The following is a 17,407-nucleotide window of genomic DNA, read 5'->3' as shown; positions in this document are numbered from 1 at the left end:
ATGTAGGATGCGTTTAAATTATACAACTTTATGCGTTTCACTAATCATTACAGGTGTATCTTGACGTAAAATTCGTGGAAAACCGAAGTGTAAACGCAGCTCACGAATCACTTGAGCAATTTCCTTACGGTTATTGACCACGACATTGACATAGGTTTTGTTGTCTTGGGAGTTAATCATTTCTACCCCAAATTTGGCTTTACGACATTGATAGATCAGATCAGAAATCTGCTCGTCATTCATGCTCATATCAATGCATAAATATGCGGTAAAACTCACATCATCGACTTCGTAATCACTCCACTGTAACGGCATGATATTTTCAGGATGTAGATGCTGCTCATGTAGCAGGTTATGGCAGCGTTCACGGTGTACAATCAATCCACGACGGGATAAATGTCCTTGAATTGGATCGCCTAAAATGGGATTACAACAGCGCGCATATTTGACATCAATACCATCTGTACCCTGAATCAAGCGATGTGAACTTGGTTCTTCCACTTGACTGTCGATGGCAAATAAATGATTGGCAACCAGTTGTGGTAGCAGATCACCGACAGCAATTTGTTCATATAGGGTATTTTTATTGTCAACATGACGCCATTCTAAAACATTGATCCAGTCATCTTCAGATAACTCATGACTAGAGCTGTTAAACAGACGTAAAGCACGGTCAAGTGCCTGTTTACCAATAATACGTTGTTCTTCAACATCTTGATCACGCAAGATGTTTTGAATTGCACGGCGTGCTTTTTGTGTATTAATGAAACTCAACCAGTCAGGATTCGGGCTCGCGAGCACATCGGTTAGAATTTCTACGACTTGTCCACTGGCAAGTGGGGTAGACAGCGGTTTGGTTTCTCCATCCACTTTTGCCCCAATCGCATGGTTACCTAAAAACAGGCTAGCTGTATAGGCAAAATCTACAATGGTCGCGCCTTGCGGGAGTTCATGCAGATGCCCGTGTGGCGTATAAACCCAGATTTTTTCCTGATGCAGATAGTCTAGCAAATCATTAAAAGTCGTTTTGGCACATTCACCGTCAATTAATGTGTTCAGGTTTTGCATAGATGCCTGAATGGCTGAACGGCATGCTTGAGGGGCACTTTCACCGAGAACCACACCAAAACGTGCAGCCTTACGCATGAGCTCAGTTTGAATGGTCAGGGATAAGGTGGTTTTTTCACCCTTCAATCGCATCATCAGGGATTGGTTGCCACCTGGCAGTGGTCGACGAATATGGTCGTTATATTGTAGAACCTGAAAGTTTTCCCGTAACACATCGACAAGGCGGTCACAGTCAGCAATGCTGGTTAGAATAATTTCGAAAGTATGACTACGGGTAAGTTCTTGTAGATTAATGTCATTTTTAAGGAAGTGGCGAATCAGTTCGATATTATTATTTTTCTTTTTAATGCGACCTGCAATCTGGTGTCGCTGTAGCAGTTGTGTGAGATTTTTTTCCCAGATTTGTTGATATTCACAGCGTTTCGGTCGAGTCTGCTGGAGTGCTTGTTGAATTTTGTTGAATACATCAAGGTCAAGATTTTGATAACACAGATATTCGAGATTATCGCCCATTTCATTCATCCCTACGATACGTGCCATAGGCACAAAAATATCAAAGGTTTCTTGGGCAATTCGGGCGCGTTTATCAGGACGCAACGCATCAAGCGTGGTCATGTTGTGATAGCGGTCTGCCAGTTTGATGATGATTACGCGTGGATCTTGTAAAGTGGCCTGTAGAATTTTACGAAAGGAGGCGGCTTTATTGACCTGTTTGTCACTAGAATGGGTCAGTTTGGTGACCCCATCGACCAGTTCGGCAACGACTTTACCAAACTTGCTCGCAATCTCTTCTTTGCTAAATTCAGTATCTTCAATCACATCATGCAGCAACGCCGCCATCAGCGTTTGGGAATCAAGTCGCATGTGCGCCAGAATGCTAGATACGGCAATTGGGTGCAGCACATAAGGTTCGCCGCTTTTACGTGTGATTCCGCTGTGGGCAAGGTCGGCAAAATCACAGGCAGCAAGCACCAGTTCGACATCTTTTTCTGACAGATATTCGTCAATAATCAGTTTCAGTTGTTGCTTGGCTTGGCTGACTTCTTCGCCTGGCATAAACCACCTTTAATTCAATGCTAAATCACAAATGGGAACGTTAGCCCTTTAATGAAAAACATTCTGTGAGTCTTGTCAATTTTTCTAACTGAAAAAACCAAAAATATTTCAATAAAGTTGATTATTTCACTCAATATTGCATCATAACTGTGCAAACAAAAAAGCCTAGTTGAACCAACTAGGCTTTATTGCAGAAAACTTGAACTTAGAAAGTAAAGCCTTCTAGGTTTAAGTTATTTGCAGAAAGAGCAAGATCAAGGCTTGATACTTGGTAGTCTTGCTCGCGTTGTTTCAAAATCTCTTTACTGACATGACCTGCTGCAATTTCACGTAGAGCCACAACTGTTGGCTTGTCATTGTCCCACTCTACAGTTGGTTCAATGCCTTGGCGTGATAATTGGCGCGCACGTTTACTTGCCACAAGGACCAATTCAAAACGGTTGTCTACATGGTCTAAACAATCTTCAACAGTTACGCGTGCCATAACAAATCTCTTACTGAGTTAAATTTAACTAGACTGTGCAGTATAAGGTGCTTTGCACATAGACTCAAGTTTTAATCAATTCTCTGGGTGCAACAATTTTTCAATCAATTGCTGATGACGCCGAGCTTGCTGTGGCATAGACAACCGATTGGCATTAATCACGGATTCTAAATCATGCAGTGCTTTATTAAAGTCATCATTAATAATCACATAATCAAAATTGACGTATTGCTGCATGTCGGTAATTGCGCAACTTAAACGATGTTCAATGACTTCTACCGCATCTGTACCACGGTTTGACAGGCGCTGGCGCAAATCAAACTGACTTGGCGGTAAAATAAAAATCTGTTTAGATTCAGGGAATAATTTGCGAACTTGCTCTGCACCTTGCCAGTCAATTTCGAGTAGAACGTCATGCCCTTTTTCAAGTTGCTGCTTGACGGTTGCTTGTGACGTTCCATAGTAATTACCAAATACTTCCGCATATTCGATAAAACCACCTTCTTTAACTTGCGCTAAAAAGTGATCTTTACTGGTGAAGTGATAATGTACGCCATCGAGTTCACCGGGACGCTGCCCACGAGTAGTATGAGAAACAGAAACATGTAGATTGGTTACACGTTCAAGCAGGGCTTTGACCAGAGATGTTTTGCCAGTTCCTGACGCTGCAGAAACGACAAACAATAGACCCGACATGATATTTTTTCCTGATATGATAAAATATCTTCTCTATATTAGAGTAGAGCGCGGCTAAACTGAATAGTTTGGTCGATAAATTCAAAAAATACAGTCATTGCCTGTCAGATTGAGGAAGTTATGGAAATTGTATTGGCGAACCCACGAGGCTTTTGTGCAGGTGTTGACCGTGCCATTGCGATTGTCAATCGGGCACTTGAATGTTTTCAGCCACCGATTTATGTACGCCATGAAGTCGTACACAATAAATTTGTCGTAGATGATCTGCGTCAGCGTGGTGCGATCTTTGTCGATGAACTTGACGAAGTTCCAGACGATAATATTGTGATTTTTAGTGCGCATGGGGTATCCAAAGCAGTCCAGCAGGAAGCAGCGCGCCGTGGCTTAAAAGTATTTGATGCAACTTGTCCGCTGGTTACCAAAGTACATATTGAGGTGACCAAATATGCCCGGGAAGGCGTAGAAGCGATTCTGATTGGACATCATGGTCACCCTGAGGTTGAGGGAACGATGGGCCAATACGATAAAAATAACGGTGGTGAAATTTACTTGGTTGAAAACGAGCAGGATGTTGCTGAATTACAAGTGAAACACCCTGAAAGAGTCGCTTTTGTTACTCAAACCACACTGTCGATTGATGATACTGCGAAAGTGATTGATGCCTTGCGCCAAAAATATCCGCATATTCAGGGCCCTCGTAAAGATGATATTTGCTATGCGACCCAAAACCGTCAGGATGCAGTGCGTGATTTAGCTGAAAAGTGTGATGTGGTCTTGGTGGTGGGTTCACCTAATTCATCCAATTCTAATCGTTTGCGTGAGCTTGCGGAGCGTATGGGGAAAACTGCGTATTTGGTCGACAATGCTGAGCAGTTACAACAAGACTGGTTTCAACCAGCAACTAAGGTTGGTGTAACTGCGGGCGCATCAGCTCCAGAAATTTTAATTAAGCAAGTGATTCAGCGGTTACAGGACTGGGGGGCGAAATCTCCTGAAGAGCTCGATGGGCGTGAAGAAAATGTAACATTTAGCCTGCCTAAAGAGTTGCGTATACATATTGTGCAAGCTTGAGTATTGTAGTTTTTAAAACGGATCGTGACTGGTCCGTTTTTTTTGTTTTATTTTTTGATATAAATTGATATATTATGTGACATGTATCACATAATAGATACATTTTAAATATATCTTATTTCATAAATTATGAATTTTATTAATAAATGGTAGTACTTAATTTGTGCTGATTGTGAAGTAAATCTTATTAAAAATATGAATTATTTAAAAATATGAGGGGAACATGCAATCTATTCGGGGATTTACATTATTTGAATTAATCGTAGTAGTTATTATTATTGCTATTATTTCTGTAATGGCTGTGCCAGCTTTTGCTAATATTCTTCTTAAACAGAATTTAAATAAAAGTACACGAGATTTAGTCATTGTCTTGGAAAAAGCGCGCTCTAAAGCGGCTTTAGAGCGCCGTACTGTGACTGTAACTTTAAATTCATCCTCAGCAGATACAGACAGTACTTTAAATTGGGCTGCATCAGGAAAGGCAGCCCTTGTTTCAACGACGACATCAATCGTATTTCGTTCCGATGGTATGGTTCAAGATCCAATCACGACTACAGATTTAACCTTGGTTTTGTGTGATCAAACGCAGGCACAGGCGCAATATTCAAAAAGAATAATTCTTTCTCATATAGGGATAGTCCAACAACGCGATCTTGTGACGGGGAACTGTAATGCCAATTAAATATCAGCAGGGTGTAGGGTTGCTTGAAATTCTAGTTGCGTTACTACTTTTGGCAATTGGAGTGTTGGGTTTTGTGGGCTTGCAGTTGCGTGCTGTTGAAGCAACGTCCGAAGGATTTAATCGTATTCAGGCTATGAATATTGCACGTGATTTGGCTGAAAAAATGCGCATGAATAATTCCACAACAGCAATCGCTGCATACAAAACTAATTTGGCAAGTATGACCAATCAGGCTGCTTCAGGTAGCAATTGTTATAGTGGTTTTTGTACGCCAACCGCAAAAGCGGCATTTGATGTACATGAAGCCTATGTACAAGCGACTAATACAGGTATGACTTTAAATATGATGACTTGTCCTGGTACAGCAAATGGTCGCCAGTGCATTTATGTCGCATGGAATAAAACTGACCCTGTAGATAAAACTACGACAACAACAGGGCATATTGCATGTACCAATAGTACAAGTTCAGGGTTTTCTTACAATGAGCAATCGACCTGTATTGTGATGGAGGCATATTAAGATGCGATATTCACAACAGGGTTTAACACTTATTGAGCTCATGGTGTCATTAGTTCTGGGCTTAATCATTGTGGCAGCAGCAGTTATGCTTTTTATTACAGGGCAAAAAAGTTTTGCACTGCAACAAGGCGCTGCTGATATTCAGGATAATGCCAATTTTGCTTTGAACTACATCGTCAAAGATATTCGAATGGCAAATTTAAATAATTCCAGCGCAATCATGACCAAGAACCTAAGTCATGCAGGAATAGTGGTTGCTACAGGCAACATCACAGGTGCTACATCTTCTACGCCGATTAGTGCGAGTACTGTGAGCCAGACTTCTAATGTAAATGTTGGAAGCGATCAACTAGTCATTCAATACTTACCAACGCAATCTCAAGTCGATAATGGCTTATTTGATTGTGAAGGAACACAAGTGAAAGATGCCTCTGTTTATGTGATTGAGCGTTATTTTGTGCGTCAGGATGACAATATCAACAGCAATGAAACGGCGGCGACAGCATTAGCGTTAGCTTGTGATGCAGGACGTGCCACGAGTACAGGAGTTATTTCTAGTTCTCCTTCTATCTTTGGAGATAGAGGACAGATCATTATGAAACGTGTGGATTATTTTCATGTCTTGCTAACCGTTCAAAATAGCTCGGGTGATTTTCAAGGCATGACGATTGCGCAATACACAACCAATGCACCAACTGCTCGGATTGTGGGGGTTAAGTTGGGTATTTTGGCACGTTCTAACCAGTCTGTAGGTGTGGATCCAAATATCAATTTAACGAAGCCATTTACCGTGCTAGATCAGTCAGTGACTTTAAATAGCACGATTCAAAATGCACAAACTAAAAATTTACGCCAGGTGATTACACAGGCTGTTGCAATTCGTAATGCGTTGGGGGATAGGTAATCATGAAATATAAAACCTCCCAGCAGGGTGCAACTTTAATTGTTGTATTAATCATATTGTTATTTATGACGATTATTGGAACATTAGCTATTCGTCAAAGCCTGGTGTCATTAAATATTGCAACCAATGGCCAGGCACAGCAGTTAATGTTGCAAAGTTCAGATGCTGCAATTTTTCAAGTTGAAGATTCCACTCAGCTTTCTCGTTATGGCTATAGTGATAGTTTATTGGGATATCCGTCTAAAACAGAAAATATTGGTAAAGAAATTGTGTTTTGTTATCGAGGAACACAATCAAACTTTTTTGATTTTTCTAAGATTAGCGTAATGGAATGGCTTGATGGAGATGCTGCCCCAACAGGCACTACGCTTGGAAGTGAAGGATATTGCTCTGTAGGCTCGACTTCCAATGATTTTACGAGTGGTCGTCAGGCTGTAATGACGCAAGTTACGATCCAGTTTGTTAACAGTGAAAGTAGTCAACCTTTTGAAAATGCTCTTCTAGGTACAGATACGCAAACAACAAAATTACCTGAAAATCAAAAAGCGATTATTCATGCAGTCTCTTTGATGCCAACACTCTCGTCTGCAAGCGATGACAGCATTAATACTTGTTTGTCAAAACGTATGAGTAATCCTGTTGCTCCTTCAGGTGTTGTGGCAACTGGTACGGCAACGCAAACTGTTTCACAGTGTTTGGCTGCTTTAAATGTCCCTTTTACGACACAAGTTACTGATTATAACTATACGTTTAATATTTCAACTGAACAAACCGCTACAGCCGCAGCGGGTTAATGTGATGACTATGAAAAATATACAAAAAATTGAGAAAATTTATCATTTTTTACGAAAAGTATTTGCTTCAAGCTTGTCAGCAGCCATGACGGTTTTGCTGTGCATTCCGGCCGCAACACAATTACAAGCCAGTGATATTGATATTTATCAATCTGCAAAATCTGCAAATGTTACATTGATGTTTATGTTGGATATTTCAGGAAGTATGACGCTCAATCAGGTGGGGGAGTCCGCTTGTGATATTCCAAGTACTTATGCGTATAGTAATACTGGTTCCGAAGTAGCCACTACGACTCGGCCTTATACAAGATATTATTGTAATGCTGCCAGCACATCGACTAAAAAGTATTTATATCGAACTCAGGTCGTAACAACAGGTTCACGTTGGAACCCAACAACAAAAACACAATATCAAGTATGTACCAATCAGGCATCAACAGTTCCTGGCTGTGTCTGGAGTGCTGTGACAAATAGCTTACCGACCTTGAACTTGACTGCTACAGGAAGTGAGGCATATCAAGGCGATACCCAGCATACTTATTATTATAATTCAGGGGCGGTAGAAAAGTTTTATGACCGCATTACCCGTGTTAAAGATGGAATGTTTGATGTCTTACAGGGAAGTGCAACTGTAACTAAATTGGCAGATGATAAGATCATCGGATTATCTGCTTTTTCGTATGCGAGTAATGGTCGAACAGGTTATATCGTTGTTCCGGCACGCCCTTTAAATGCTGTTGTAGGGACAACAACACAACGTCAGGTTTTGTTAAATGCTATTGCAAATTTAAGTGCTGGAGGGGGGACTCCAACCGCGAATGCTTATGCTGATACAGCAGCTTATTTGATGGGAACAACAACTTCATTCGGCTCAAATTTAGAGGCATTTTTTGTTTCGAATCAGTCACAATATAGCGGTTGGTATAAAGCCTGTGTTGCTTGGAGTGGTTCAACCTGTACCTCTTGGTCACCTACGGCGAGCAATTCTTGGTACTCTGGATATGATTATTCAAGTCAATATTCTCAAGGAACTTATAGTTCTAATGCCCTTGGGTTAAAGGGTTATTACTATACTGGACCACATCCTTATAGTGGTTTTCCATATGCAAGTTCTGATTCAAAAGGCAGTACAAACTATCTTCAGCCGACATCACTAAGTTCACAGTCAGCGGCTTCAAATCAAGAGTGTAGCGGGCAGGGAATTTATGTGCTGACTGATGGTGAGCCAAATGGTTCAAGCGTCAGTATTGCACAACCTTTAATGCAAAAAGCATTAGGGAGTTATGGAAATTTACTGACTTGTTCTGGTACAAAATTTACGGATAGTGCAAGTGCGAGTACAGGTTGGCAGTGTATTAGTGATTTTTCACAAATGCTGCTGAATAAACAAAACCCGAGTCAACTGTCCATAAAAACGGCTGTAGTTGGTTTTGGTAGTGATTTTAATGGCTTGGAGTCTTATAGCTCGTCTTTAACCAAAGAGCAAAATGTTGCCAATATTAACAGCGGTTCAGCAACTGATAATGTAAAAAATGCGGCAAAGTGGGGCGTCTATGGTGAAGGCGGCTGGTATTCTGGTTCAAGCTCTGCAGATGTTGTTGCCAGTGTGAATGGCTTTATTGTGCAATTGAAGAAAGATATTCCCCCTGTAACGACTGGTTCTGCGACTATTCCTGTTGATCAGCTAAATACAGCTGCGTTGCAAAATTATGCTTATTTTTCACAGTTTCAGCCAACGCCGGGTGTGGATTCTACGCCGCAGCTTTGGCAAGGGAATTTGAAAAAATATAGCGTGCTCAATGGCATGCTAAAAGACAGTCAGGGCAATGCGGTAGTTAATAGCTCTGGGAAAATTGTAGATAATTATGATTTATGGTCAAAAGGAATTACAGATAACACAACCGCTTTGGTCGGTGGTGTTAAAGCTCTGTTAAGCCTAGGATTAAGTGATACTAATACTCCAAATCGTAAAGTACTCATCAATCGTGACAGTTCTGGTACCGCGACGGATACGACCCTGAATGCAGTTACGGCAGATTATATTACGAGTTCAGATACCAATCGTGCATACCTTTTATCGTTACTTGGTTTCAATATTGATCCAGCAAATGTTCCAGCGACGCTCGATGGGCTTAAAGCAGCAACTGAATTAAGACAACTTGGTTCGGTTATGCATTCCTCTCCAATTTTACTGACCAACCAAGGTAAAGTTGAGACGAAAGCGGATGGAACGATTGGTTCAACAGATCGCTCAGATTATGTTTTGTTTGGAACAACACAAGGTTTATTACATATTGTTGATGCATCTACAGGTAAGGAAAAATTTGCCTTTGTTCCAAATGAAATGCTGCAAATGCAGAAAAAAGCATTTCTGAAATATGACTCGACTTCTGGTGGAACCAATAAATTATTTTATGGTGTTGATGCACCGTGGACAAATTATGCCGAATATGTCCCAACCAGTAGTGGAGCTTTAACGGTTGGTTCAGGTTTAAATCATACATCAGGAAAACAAATTGCTTATGGTGGTTTGCGTATGGGGGGACGTAGTTACTATGCGTTAGACCTGAAGAACATCAATAGCCCATCCATGTTGTTTCATATTGATCCAAATACACAGCGTATTTATTCACAGGATACAACAGTGAATTCAACTACTTATTCTGAACTCTCCTATATGGGGCAAAGCTGGTCAAAGCCAAGTGTAGGATGGGTACGTTGGAATGGAGCTAAACGCCTTGTCATGTTTGTCGGTGGTGGCTATGACGCTGGTGGTGATAATGGTGATGGTACATTTGATACCGATGGATCACGTGCAGGCTATTCAGGTTATGAGGGTAGTAGCACAACAGATGCAAGCTATAACCAAACCAATAAAAAAGGTGCAGGTGTTTATATGTTTGATGCCTTAACAGGGCAGCTACTTTGGTGGACTGGGGCAAATGCGACTGCAGCGAATACAACAACAGCGAATGTGCAATATACTGAAAGCAGTGATATGAAATACAGTGTGGTGAGTCAGATTCGTACTGTGGATCGTAATTCTGATGGTTTAGTTGATCATTTGTATTTTGGGGATTTAGGTGGTCAAGTTTGGCGTGTAGATTTAAATAATAATGCACCTGCATTAAGTGCTTTTGCAAAAACACCCGTACGATTATTGAATTTAAATAATGGCCAATATAGCCCACGCTTTTATGAAATGCCTGCATTTACAGTCTACAAGGATACTAATGGAAAGGTCTTTGCTGTAGTTTCGCTTGGTAGCGGTAATCGTAGCCGCCCATTATTTAAATCAACAGCATCCGATTATAGCAATGATGCTGTCTACAATATCTTTGATAGAGATGTTGCAAGTTCAACACTGTTTAATTATGACAATGGTTATACCGTTTCGGTGAGTCATAATAATCTCAACACGCATGACCTCATCTTGACTGGTACAGATAAAACAAAGATCCTCGTCCCGCGTGGAGATAATGAAACCTCAACGGCAGGAGGTTGGTATTACTATTATTCTTCAACCAATATCCAAAGTGAAAAAGTCATGAGTACTCCGATTGTCATTAATTCGGACATGTATGTAACCACTTATGATGAAAGCAAGACAGGAGCATCAGGAAGCAGTTGCAGTGCCAGTATTCAAGGCAAGAGCTTTGTTTCCAAATTCTGTATGCCTTATGGCATATGTTCCGATGGTAGCAGTGTACAGCATGAAGATAATGGTTCGGGCTTGGTTGGACCATCTGTTGGGGGGAGAACAGTAGATGGAGAGGGGCGTGTAGTTATTGCAAATGCAGCAACAGCTGCCAGTGGTGGAGTAAGCCCGTTTAATCTTTATAGTACGCCACGCCAGTTGGTTCCGGTTCGCTGGTATGAGACCAACAGCAAATAAGGATTAAAGTATGCAAACGATTACGTCGTATAAAAAAAGTTGCGGCTTTACCTTAATTGAAATGATGGTTGCAGTGGTGATAGTCGCTATTTTAGCGGCTATTGCGATACCCAGTTACCAAGAATATGCGCGGCGCTCGCGTGCAGCTCAAGCACAACAGGAAATGCAGCGTTTGGCGGTATTACTTGATCGCTGTAAAGCACGTAATTTTAATTACAAAGGCTTTTCAACCGCCAGCACAACTGTTGCGTCTACAACCACCTATCCTTATACCATTACGATTGTAGATCCTGATGCGAGCAATGTTGCTTTAACAGATAACTCGGCAGTGGGTCGCAATTGGGCCATTAAAGCAACCACAACGGATCCGAAAAATTATAATTTTTTACTGACCAGCAGAGGTCTGCACTGTAAAAATAAAACAGGTTTTAATTCATACGGTGACTGTGGTTCAAGCGGTTCAGAGAATTGGTAATGAAAATAACAAAACGCGGTTTTACTTTAATTGAACTGATGATAGTAGTTGCGATTATTGGAATTTTGGCGGCAATAGCCTACCCAAGTTATAAACAGTATAGAGTCAAGACCAATCGTGTTGATGTCCAGACAGAACTGATGCGTGTGGCAGGGCGTTTGCAAAGTTATAAACTGATCAATAACAGCTATGCGAGTGCAACCTTAACAGGTGTTGGTGGCACTGCAAATTATCCCAGTACAGGAACTGCTTATTATAGCGTTGCTTTAGAAATTAATGATGATAATCAAGGGTATAAGTTAATAGCTACACCCGTGAGTACAACTGTGCAGAAAGGTAATGGTGTTGTGTGTTTAAATCAAGACGGGCAAAAGTATTGGTCACAAGGAGTATCTAGTTGCAGTTTGAGTAATACTTCTACGTGGGATAGTAATTAAAAAATAAATTTAAAACGGTGGATAACTTAAATTTTAATCTTTCCTTTGGGGGGAATATCACGTAAAATACCGCCCTCTATGAAAGGGGTTTGAAGTGTTGCCGATGGTCGGCGCAGGGATAATCCGTAAGAATTATAAGGCTTTTATCATGGTAGTTATTCGTTTAGCGCGCGGTGGTGCAAAAAAACGTCCATTTTATCAAATCGTTGTGACTGATAGCCGCAATGCACGTGATGGTCGTTTCATCGAACGTATCGGTTTCTTTAACCCAACGGCTCAAGGTCAAGCGGAAAAACTTCGTTTAGATACAGACCGTTTTGCACATTGGGTTGCTCAAGGCGCTCAAGCTTCTGAACGTGTTGCTTCTTTAGCTGCTCAAGCTAAAAAAGCTGCAGCTGCTGCATAATTGTAGTAGGTAGCCCATGACACCAACACAGAATGTACCCGAAGATCGTATTCAGATTGGACAGATACGTTCAGCTTATGGATTGAATGGGTGGCTCTGGGTCTATTCCAATACAGAACCCATGAGCAATATCTTTGACTACCTGCCTTGGTACATTGAAACCAAAGCAGGTTGGCAAACAGTCGATGTAAAACGCTGGAAACCACATGGCAAAGGCTTGGTTGTTTCGCTTAAAAGTGTGAGTGATCGCACAGTAGCAGACAGTTTGGTTGGTGCTAATATCTGGATTTCAAAATCGCAATTACCTCAAGCAGGTGTGGATGAGTATTACTGGTCAGATTTGAAAGGCTTAACTGTGTTAGGTCTAGACGATAATGAGCAGGAAGTCAATCTCGGTCAAATTCACGAGCTGTTTGAAACAGGTGCTAACGATGTCATGGTGGTTCATGCCACAGCTGACAGTGTAGATGCCGAAGAGCGAATGATTCCATGGCATAAGGATGTGGTGCAGCGAGTTGATCTTGAAGCTGGTCGGATTTACGTGAATTGGGGCGTAGATTACTAATCCTTTTTACGAAGGACGAACGCAGCAGGAAATAGAGGAATCTGTAGTGTTTTTTGCAGTGATTACGCTTTTTCCTGAAATGTTTGAAGCGATTACAGCCTACGGGATTAGCGGACGTGCAGCAAAGCGCGACATTGTACAAGTCAATTGTATTAATCCGCGCGATTTTGCTGAGGGCAACTACAAGCGAGTGGATGAACGTCCATTTGGTGGTGGTCCAGGTATGGTGATGATGGCTGAGCCGTTGGCAAAAGCAATCTCTCATGCCAAGCAGCTTGCAGAGCAAGCAGGAGCAGTTCATGTACCTGTGGTGTATATGTCACCACAAGGTAAAACCTTAAATGAACAGGCAGTACAGCAATTTGTTGAATATGATGGATTGATTGTACTGTGTGGACGTTATGAAGGGGTTGATGAGCGTTTACTCCAAAAATATGTCGATCAAGAATGGTCGATTGGAGATTACGTTTTATCAGGTGGTGAGCTCCCTGCGATGGTTTTGCTCGATAGCATCATTCGTCGTTTGCCGAATACGATGTCAGATGAGCAATCTGCGATACAAGATTCTTTTGTGGACGGCCTATTAGACTGCCCACAATATACCAAGCCAGATCATTTTGAAGGATTGGACGTGCCAGAGGTCTTAAAATCTGGGCATCATGCCAATATTGAAAAATGGCGGTTTTTGCAGCGCTATCAACGTACGCTTGAACGTCGTCCCGAGTTGGTCGAGCAAGTGGAGTTGACCAAGCAGCAAAAAAAATGGCTAAAAGATGAGCGAGGAAATAGCAGTGATTAATCATCACTGTCCGAGCGCAAGGCAGATGTTGTACTTCTGTGTGGGGAAATAGCAGTAATTCATTGCTGCCCTTGCATAAGAAGAAACTATGCTTCGAATTGGGATTTAAACTTTCTGTTTAAGTCTTCTTTAATAGGCTCTTTATGCATTGAAGTGGTCAAACATAAAGAGAAAGATAATCGGGTCTATGCGATTTAGCCTCTATACCCAGTGGATATCAGACCTCTTCTGATCCACACATCATTGGAGATACCCTATGAGCGGTAAGCATCCTTTAGTTCAAGCTGTTGAAAATGCACAGTTAAAATCTGACATCCCTGCTTTTGCACCAGGTGACACTGTTATTGTCCAAGTAAAAGTAAAAGAAGGTGATCGTGAACGTCTTCAGGCTTTTGAAGGTGTTGTCATTGCTAAGAAAAACCGTGGCTTGAACTCTGCGTTCACAGTACGTAAAATTTCTAGCGGTGTTGGTGTTGAGCGTGTTTTCCAAACTCACTCTCCAATTGTTGCTAAAATCGAAGTGAAACGTCGTGGTGACGTTCGTCGTGCTAAACTTTACTATCTTCGTGACTTGTCTGGTAAAGCTGCACGTATTCGTGAAAAATTGCCAGCTCGTAAAGCTTAATTCGCTTTATTTGAGTCAAGAAAATGCGCCGAATCTGGCGCATTTTTTATGCCTGTGATAATCCTAAGAGATAAAAATTCGACTGTTGAGAATAAGTACACAATCCTGCTGAAGATTGGATAGGCTTTTGTTAAGATGGCGTGTCATTTTTTTTAGTTACCTCATGTATGTCTGTTGCTAAGCCTAAAATCCAGCGTCGTCCAATTAGCGGTGTTTTTCTACTGAATAAACCACTGGATATCAGTTCTAATGCCGCATTACAAAAAGTGCGCTGGCTATATCGGGCAGAAAAAGCAGGGCATACAGGTGCACTTGATCCCTTAGCAACGGGCTTATTGCCAATTTGCTTGGGCGAAGCCACCAAGTTTTCACATTATTTACTAGAGTCGGTGAAACGCTATCAAACGACCGTGAAGCTTGGGCAAACCACTACCACAGGCGATGTGGAAGGTGAGATTTTACAACAATGTTCTGTACCTGAACTGACTCCAGAAAACATTGAACAGATCCTTGAGCAGTTTCGTGGTGATATTCAGCAAGTTCCACCGATGTATTCGGCATTAAAAAAACATGGCAAGCCTCTGTATGAGTTGGCACGCCAGGGGATTGTAATTGAACGCGAGCCACGCCCAATTACGATTTATAAATTACAATTAATTGAATTTACAGAAGATAGTTTAACTTTGGATGTGACTTGTTCTAAAGGCACATATATTCGTGTATTGGGGGAAGATATTGGTGAAGCACTGGGCTGTGGGGGGCATTTAAGTGCATTGCATCGGACGGCAACGGGTCATTTTGACTTAATTCCAAGCTATACCTTGCCATATTTGGAAAGCTTAACTGAAGCTGAGCGTGAGGCACTGTTATTGCCTGCATATGCACCTGTTGAGCATTTGCCACAGGTTCAGATTCCTGAAGGGCGCAGCAAGTATTTCTGTAATGGTTTGGAAAGCAATATTGATCATGCTGCCGCAGAGCAAGTTCTGGTATTTGATGGCGAACGCTGTTTAGGTTTGGCACAAATTACCGATAAAAAGCGCTTAGTTCCTAAGCGAGTCCTCCATTTAGAAAAGTGATGATTACTGCATGGATACAATAACGATCTTAAGTCTGCTTGGGTTTGCATTTACCGCAGGAGCCATTGATGCTGCTGTGGGTGGTGGCGGACTAATTCAGATTCCAGGGCTGATGAGTACTTTCCCCTCGATGCCAACGGCTACGGTAATCGGAACCAATAAGGTTTCTTCTATTTTTGGTACAGCATCGGCAGCCTATACGTTTGCACGTAAGGTCAAGTTACAGTGGAAATTACTGCTAGTGATTGCGATTTGTGCCTTGATCAGCTCTTTTGCTGGTGCAGCATGTTTGTCTCTAATTCCCCAATCCGTTTTGCGCCCTTTTGTGTTGGTGATGCTGATCATCATTGCTATTTATACGTTTATGAAAAAAAGTTTTGGGCAAGTCGCAGTCGATTTGCACATTACCCCAAAATTGCTGGTGTTGGCCGCTATTGGCAGTTTGGCAATTGGTTTTTATGATGGGGTTTTTGGCCCAGGAACGGGAAGCTTTTTTATTTTCTTCTTTATCCGTTTTTTGGGTGTGGATTTTCTACATGCCTCAGCCTTGTCGAAAATTGGCAACTTTATGACTAACCTTGCAGCATTAAGCTTTTTGATTCCAACTGGGCATGCAATTTTACACATCGGTTTAATGATGGCTGCTGCCAATGTTCTGGGTTCTGTGGTTGGTGTGCGAGCTGCGATGAAGTATGGTAGTGGCTTTGTGCGTAAGATTTTCTTAGTGCTGGTGACAATTTTGATTTGTCGAATTGGTTATCAGACTTTTACAGCGAGCTAACTTCATAGCATATTTTTCTTTAGATCATTGTTTAAATGCTGGTCTGAATCCAAATATATTGCAGGTTTTGAAAAAGTGGCAGAGATTGCCACTTTTTTTATGCTTGATTTTGCTTGAGAGAATTGAGTTGTTGCTCTGGTTTAGGTTTGTCGAGCTGGGCGGTAAATGTACAGCCAATTGAGGCAAGCATAATGGTGGCAAGCGCGAACCATTGTGTCCAAAGTAAATGCTCTGATAAAAACAGCACACCTGAGAGTGCTGCAAAAGCGGGTTCCAAACTGGTCAGCGTACCAAATAGCAATGGACTTAAATGGCGCAATGCCACCATTTCTAAGGAAAAAGGCAAAGCGCTGGCGAGGAAAGCCAAGCCAACAAAATACAGTAGATAAGGCAACTCTAATACTTTAATCGGCGTACCAGTCCATAGCGCAATCGGGAGTAACACACAAGAGCCAATCAACATGCCCAAACACACGGTATGATTGCCTGAAATCCCTGAAGGGCGGTTGCCTGTTAAAATATAAACTGCCCAACATGCACCTGCACCAATCGCCAAGAAAATCCCAACAGGGTCGAGTGCTTGCTGCGTTTGATTCCATGGAAATAGCAATAACAAGCCTACAATCGCCAAGCTGACCCAAATCAAGTCATAACGATGTTTGGCATGCAGTAATGCGACACTCAAAGGCCCAATAAACTCAAAGGATACTGCTATACCCAACGGCAGGCGACTTAAAGATAAGTAAAATAAGGCATTCATGCCTGCAAGTGCCAAGCCATAACCGAGAATGGATGTCCAGCGAATTTGTCGCCACGCTACGCGCCAAATTTGAAAAAATACAGCGAGAAGGGCGAAACCTAAAAATAACCTTAACGCGGAAATGCTGAGTACGGGAAATGAGGCAAATAAAATTTTAGCGAGAGAAGCACTGGCTTGCACACTGACAATGGCAATTATAAACAAAGCAATTGACTGGACAGTATGATTATTTCTGAAAAAGTCCATGTTGTAATTATTGATCAAATGGTAAAAATATAACGATAAAAAAGCCACAACACAAGGTTGTGGC

At 41.7% G+C, this 17,407-nt stretch carries 18 protein-coding genes; 14 read left to right on the top strand and 4 right to left on the bottom strand.

Features of this window, described 5'->3' with window-relative positions; genetic code table 11:
* Positions 1 to 18: 18 nt before the first annotated feature.
* The 3 genes from E0H77_RS09075 to gmk form a co-directional block, all read right to left on the bottom strand.
* Positions 19 to 2,124 carry a RelA/SpoT family protein gene (locus tag E0H77_RS09075; protein WP_131377221.1) on the bottom strand — a complete coding sequence of 702 codons (2,106 nt, stop codon included), beginning with the start codon at positions 2,122 to 2,124 and terminating at the stop codon, positions 19 to 21.
* A 205-nt stretch (positions 2,125 to 2,329) separates the two neighbouring features.
* Complete coding sequence (rpoZ, locus tag E0H77_RS09070) at positions 2,330 to 2,608, bottom strand: DNA-directed RNA polymerase subunit omega (RefSeq protein ID WP_131377219.1); 279 nt, start codon at positions 2,606 to 2,608, stop codon at positions 2,330 to 2,332.
* A gap of 75 nt (positions 2,609 to 2,683) precedes the next feature.
* Positions 2,684 to 3,304 carry a guanylate kinase gene (gmk, locus tag E0H77_RS09065; protein WP_131312819.1) on the bottom strand — a complete coding sequence of 207 codons (621 nt, stop codon included), beginning with the start codon at positions 3,302 to 3,304 and terminating at the stop codon, positions 2,684 to 2,686.
* Positions 3,305 to 3,424: 120 nt separating this feature from the next.
* Between gmk and ispH the strand changes: the two genes are divergently transcribed.
* From ispH to E0H77_RS08995, 14 genes are all read left to right on the top strand, one after another.
* Positions 3,425 to 4,375, top strand: coding sequence for a 4-hydroxy-3-methylbut-2-enyl diphosphate reductase (ispH, locus tag E0H77_RS09060; RefSeq protein ID WP_131377216.1), 951 nt, complete (start codon positions 3,425 to 3,427; stop codon positions 4,373 to 4,375).
* A gap of 223 nt (positions 4,376 to 4,598) precedes the next feature.
* A complete protein-coding gene (locus E0H77_RS09055; RefSeq protein WP_131377213.1) occupies positions 4,599 to 5,057 on the top strand; it encodes a pilus assembly FimT family protein in 459 nt (152 codons plus the stop codon).
* Positions 5,047 to 5,577 (top strand): type IV pilus modification protein PilV, encoded by a 531-nt coding sequence (pilV, locus tag E0H77_RS09050; protein WP_131377210.1) that lies wholly within the window; start codon positions 5,047 to 5,049, stop codon positions 5,575 to 5,577. The genes E0H77_RS09055 and pilV overlap by 11 nt, the downstream gene beginning before the upstream one ends.
* Position 5,578: 1 nt before the next feature.
* Positions 5,579 to 6,481: a prepilin-type N-terminal cleavage/methylation domain-containing protein gene (locus E0H77_RS09045; protein WP_131377207.1), complete on the top strand. Its 903-nt coding sequence runs from the start codon at positions 5,579 to 5,581 to the stop codon at positions 6,479 to 6,481.
* A gap of 2 nt (positions 6,482 to 6,483) precedes the next feature.
* Positions 6,484 to 7,275, top strand: a complete 792-nt coding sequence (locus E0H77_RS09040; protein ID WP_131377204.1) for a pilus assembly PilX family protein — start codon at positions 6,484 to 6,486, stop codon at positions 7,273 to 7,275.
* A 10-nt stretch (positions 7,276 to 7,285) separates the two neighbouring features.
* The gene (locus tag E0H77_RS09035) at positions 7,286 to 11,170 is read left to right on the top strand and encodes a pilus assembly protein PilY (RefSeq protein WP_131377200.1); all 3,885 of its coding nucleotides are present in this window, start codon (positions 7,286 to 7,288) and stop codon (positions 11,168 to 11,170) included.
* Positions 11,171 to 11,180: 10 nt separating this feature from the next.
* The gene (locus E0H77_RS09030) at positions 11,181 to 11,645 is read left to right on the top strand and encodes a type IV pilin protein (protein WP_131377197.1); all 465 of its coding nucleotides are present in this window, start codon (positions 11,181 to 11,183) and stop codon (positions 11,643 to 11,645) included.
* On the top strand, positions 11,645 to 12,082 hold the full coding sequence (locus E0H77_RS09025) for a type IV pilin protein (protein WP_131377194.1): 438 nt from the start codon (positions 11,645 to 11,647) through the stop codon (positions 12,080 to 12,082). The genes E0H77_RS09030 and E0H77_RS09025 overlap by 1 nt, the downstream gene beginning before the upstream one ends.
* 148 nt (positions 12,083 to 12,230) lie before the next feature.
* Positions 12,231 to 12,488 carry a 30S ribosomal protein S16 gene (rpsP, locus tag E0H77_RS09020; RefSeq protein ID WP_004899148.1) on the top strand — a complete coding sequence of 86 codons (258 nt, stop codon included), beginning with the start codon at positions 12,231 to 12,233 and terminating at the stop codon, positions 12,486 to 12,488.
* 16 nt (positions 12,489 to 12,504) lie between these two features.
* The gene (gene rimM / locus E0H77_RS09015; RefSeq protein WP_131377191.1) at positions 12,505 to 13,053 is read left to right on the top strand and encodes a ribosome maturation factor RimM; all 549 of its coding nucleotides are present in this window, start codon (positions 12,505 to 12,507) and stop codon (positions 13,051 to 13,053) included.
* A gap of 46 nt (positions 13,054 to 13,099) precedes the next feature.
* Positions 13,100 to 13,852 carry a tRNA (guanosine(37)-N1)-methyltransferase TrmD gene (gene trmD, locus E0H77_RS09010; protein ID WP_131377188.1) on the top strand — a complete coding sequence of 251 codons (753 nt, stop codon included), beginning with the start codon at positions 13,100 to 13,102 and terminating at the stop codon, positions 13,850 to 13,852.
* Positions 13,853 to 14,108: 256 nt separating this feature from the next.
* Positions 14,109 to 14,477, top strand: a complete 369-nt coding sequence (rplS, locus tag E0H77_RS09005; RefSeq protein WP_004899156.1) for a 50S ribosomal protein L19 — start codon at positions 14,109 to 14,111, stop codon at positions 14,475 to 14,477.
* Positions 14,478 to 14,644: 167 nt separating this feature from the next.
* A complete protein-coding gene (gene truB / locus E0H77_RS09000) occupies positions 14,645 to 15,556 on the top strand; it encodes a tRNA pseudouridine(55) synthase TruB (protein WP_131377185.1) in 912 nt (303 codons plus the stop codon).
* A gap of 10 nt (positions 15,557 to 15,566) precedes the next feature.
* Positions 15,567 to 16,337, top strand: a complete 771-nt coding sequence (locus E0H77_RS08995; protein ID WP_131377182.1) for a sulfite exporter TauE/SafE family protein — start codon at positions 15,567 to 15,569, stop codon at positions 16,335 to 16,337.
* Positions 16,338 to 16,434: 97 nt separating this feature from the next.
* On the opposite strand, the gene E0H77_RS08990 is transcribed toward E0H77_RS08995, so the two are convergent.
* Positions 16,435 to 17,343 carry an EamA family transporter gene (locus E0H77_RS08990; RefSeq protein WP_131377179.1) on the bottom strand — a complete coding sequence of 303 codons (909 nt, stop codon included), beginning with the start codon at positions 17,341 to 17,343 and terminating at the stop codon, positions 16,435 to 16,437.
* Between the last annotated feature and the right edge of the window lie 64 nt (positions 17,344 to 17,407).

Source organism: Acinetobacter brisouioides (assembly GCF_004331075.1).
In the GTDB taxonomy this organism is placed as follows: domain Bacteria; phylum Pseudomonadota; class Gammaproteobacteria; order Pseudomonadales; family Moraxellaceae; genus Acinetobacter.
This window is presented reverse-complemented; position numbering and strand designations above follow the sequence as displayed.

Bases quoted from the DNA above. Each gene is read 5' to 3' on its own strand.
- E0H77_RS09075 (WP_131377221.1), bottom strand. From the start codon at position 2,124: ATGCCAGGCGAAGAAGTCAGCCAAGCCAAGCAACAACTGAAACTGATT.
- rpoZ (WP_131377219.1), bottom strand. From the start codon at position 2,608: ATGGCACGCGTAACTGTTGAAGATTGTTTAGACCATGTAGACAACCGT.
- gmk (WP_131312819.1), bottom strand. From the start codon at position 3,304: ATGTCGGGTCTATTGTTTGTCGTTTCTGCAGCGTCAGGAACTGGCAAA.
- ispH (WP_131377216.1), top strand. From the start codon at position 3,425: ATGGAAATTGTATTGGCGAACCCACGAGGCTTTTGTGCAGGTGTTGAC.
- E0H77_RS09055 (WP_131377213.1), top strand. From the start codon at position 4,599: ATGCAATCTATTCGGGGATTTACATTATTTGAATTAATCGTAGTAGTT.
- pilV (WP_131377210.1), top strand. From the start codon at position 5,047: ATGCCAATTAAATATCAGCAGGGTGTAGGGTTGCTTGAAATTCTAGTT.
- E0H77_RS09045 (WP_131377207.1), top strand. From the start codon at position 5,579: ATGCGATATTCACAACAGGGTTTAACACTTATTGAGCTCATGGTGTCA.
- E0H77_RS09040 (WP_131377204.1), top strand. From the start codon at position 6,484: ATGAAATATAAAACCTCCCAGCAGGGTGCAACTTTAATTGTTGTATTA.
- E0H77_RS09035 (WP_131377200.1), top strand. From the start codon at position 7,286: ATGAAAAATATACAAAAAATTGAGAAAATTTATCATTTTTTACGAAAA.
- E0H77_RS09030 (WP_131377197.1), top strand. From the start codon at position 11,181: ATGCAAACGATTACGTCGTATAAAAAAAGTTGCGGCTTTACCTTAATT.
- E0H77_RS09025 (WP_131377194.1), top strand. From the start codon at position 11,645: ATGAAAATAACAAAACGCGGTTTTACTTTAATTGAACTGATGATAGTA.
- rpsP (WP_004899148.1), top strand. From the start codon at position 12,231: ATGGTAGTTATTCGTTTAGCGCGCGGTGGTGCAAAAAAACGTCCATTT.
- rimM (WP_131377191.1), top strand. From the start codon at position 12,505: ATGACACCAACACAGAATGTACCCGAAGATCGTATTCAGATTGGACAG.
- rplS (WP_004899156.1), top strand. From the start codon at position 14,109: ATGAGCGGTAAGCATCCTTTAGTTCAAGCTGTTGAAAATGCACAGTTA.
- truB (WP_131377185.1), top strand. From the start codon at position 14,645: ATGTCTGTTGCTAAGCCTAAAATCCAGCGTCGTCCAATTAGCGGTGTT.
- E0H77_RS08995 (WP_131377182.1), top strand. From the start codon at position 15,567: ATGGATACAATAACGATCTTAAGTCTGCTTGGGTTTGCATTTACCGCA.
- E0H77_RS08990 (WP_131377179.1), bottom strand. From the start codon at position 17,343: ATGGACTTTTTCAGAAATAATCATACTGTCCAGTCAATTGCTTTGTTT.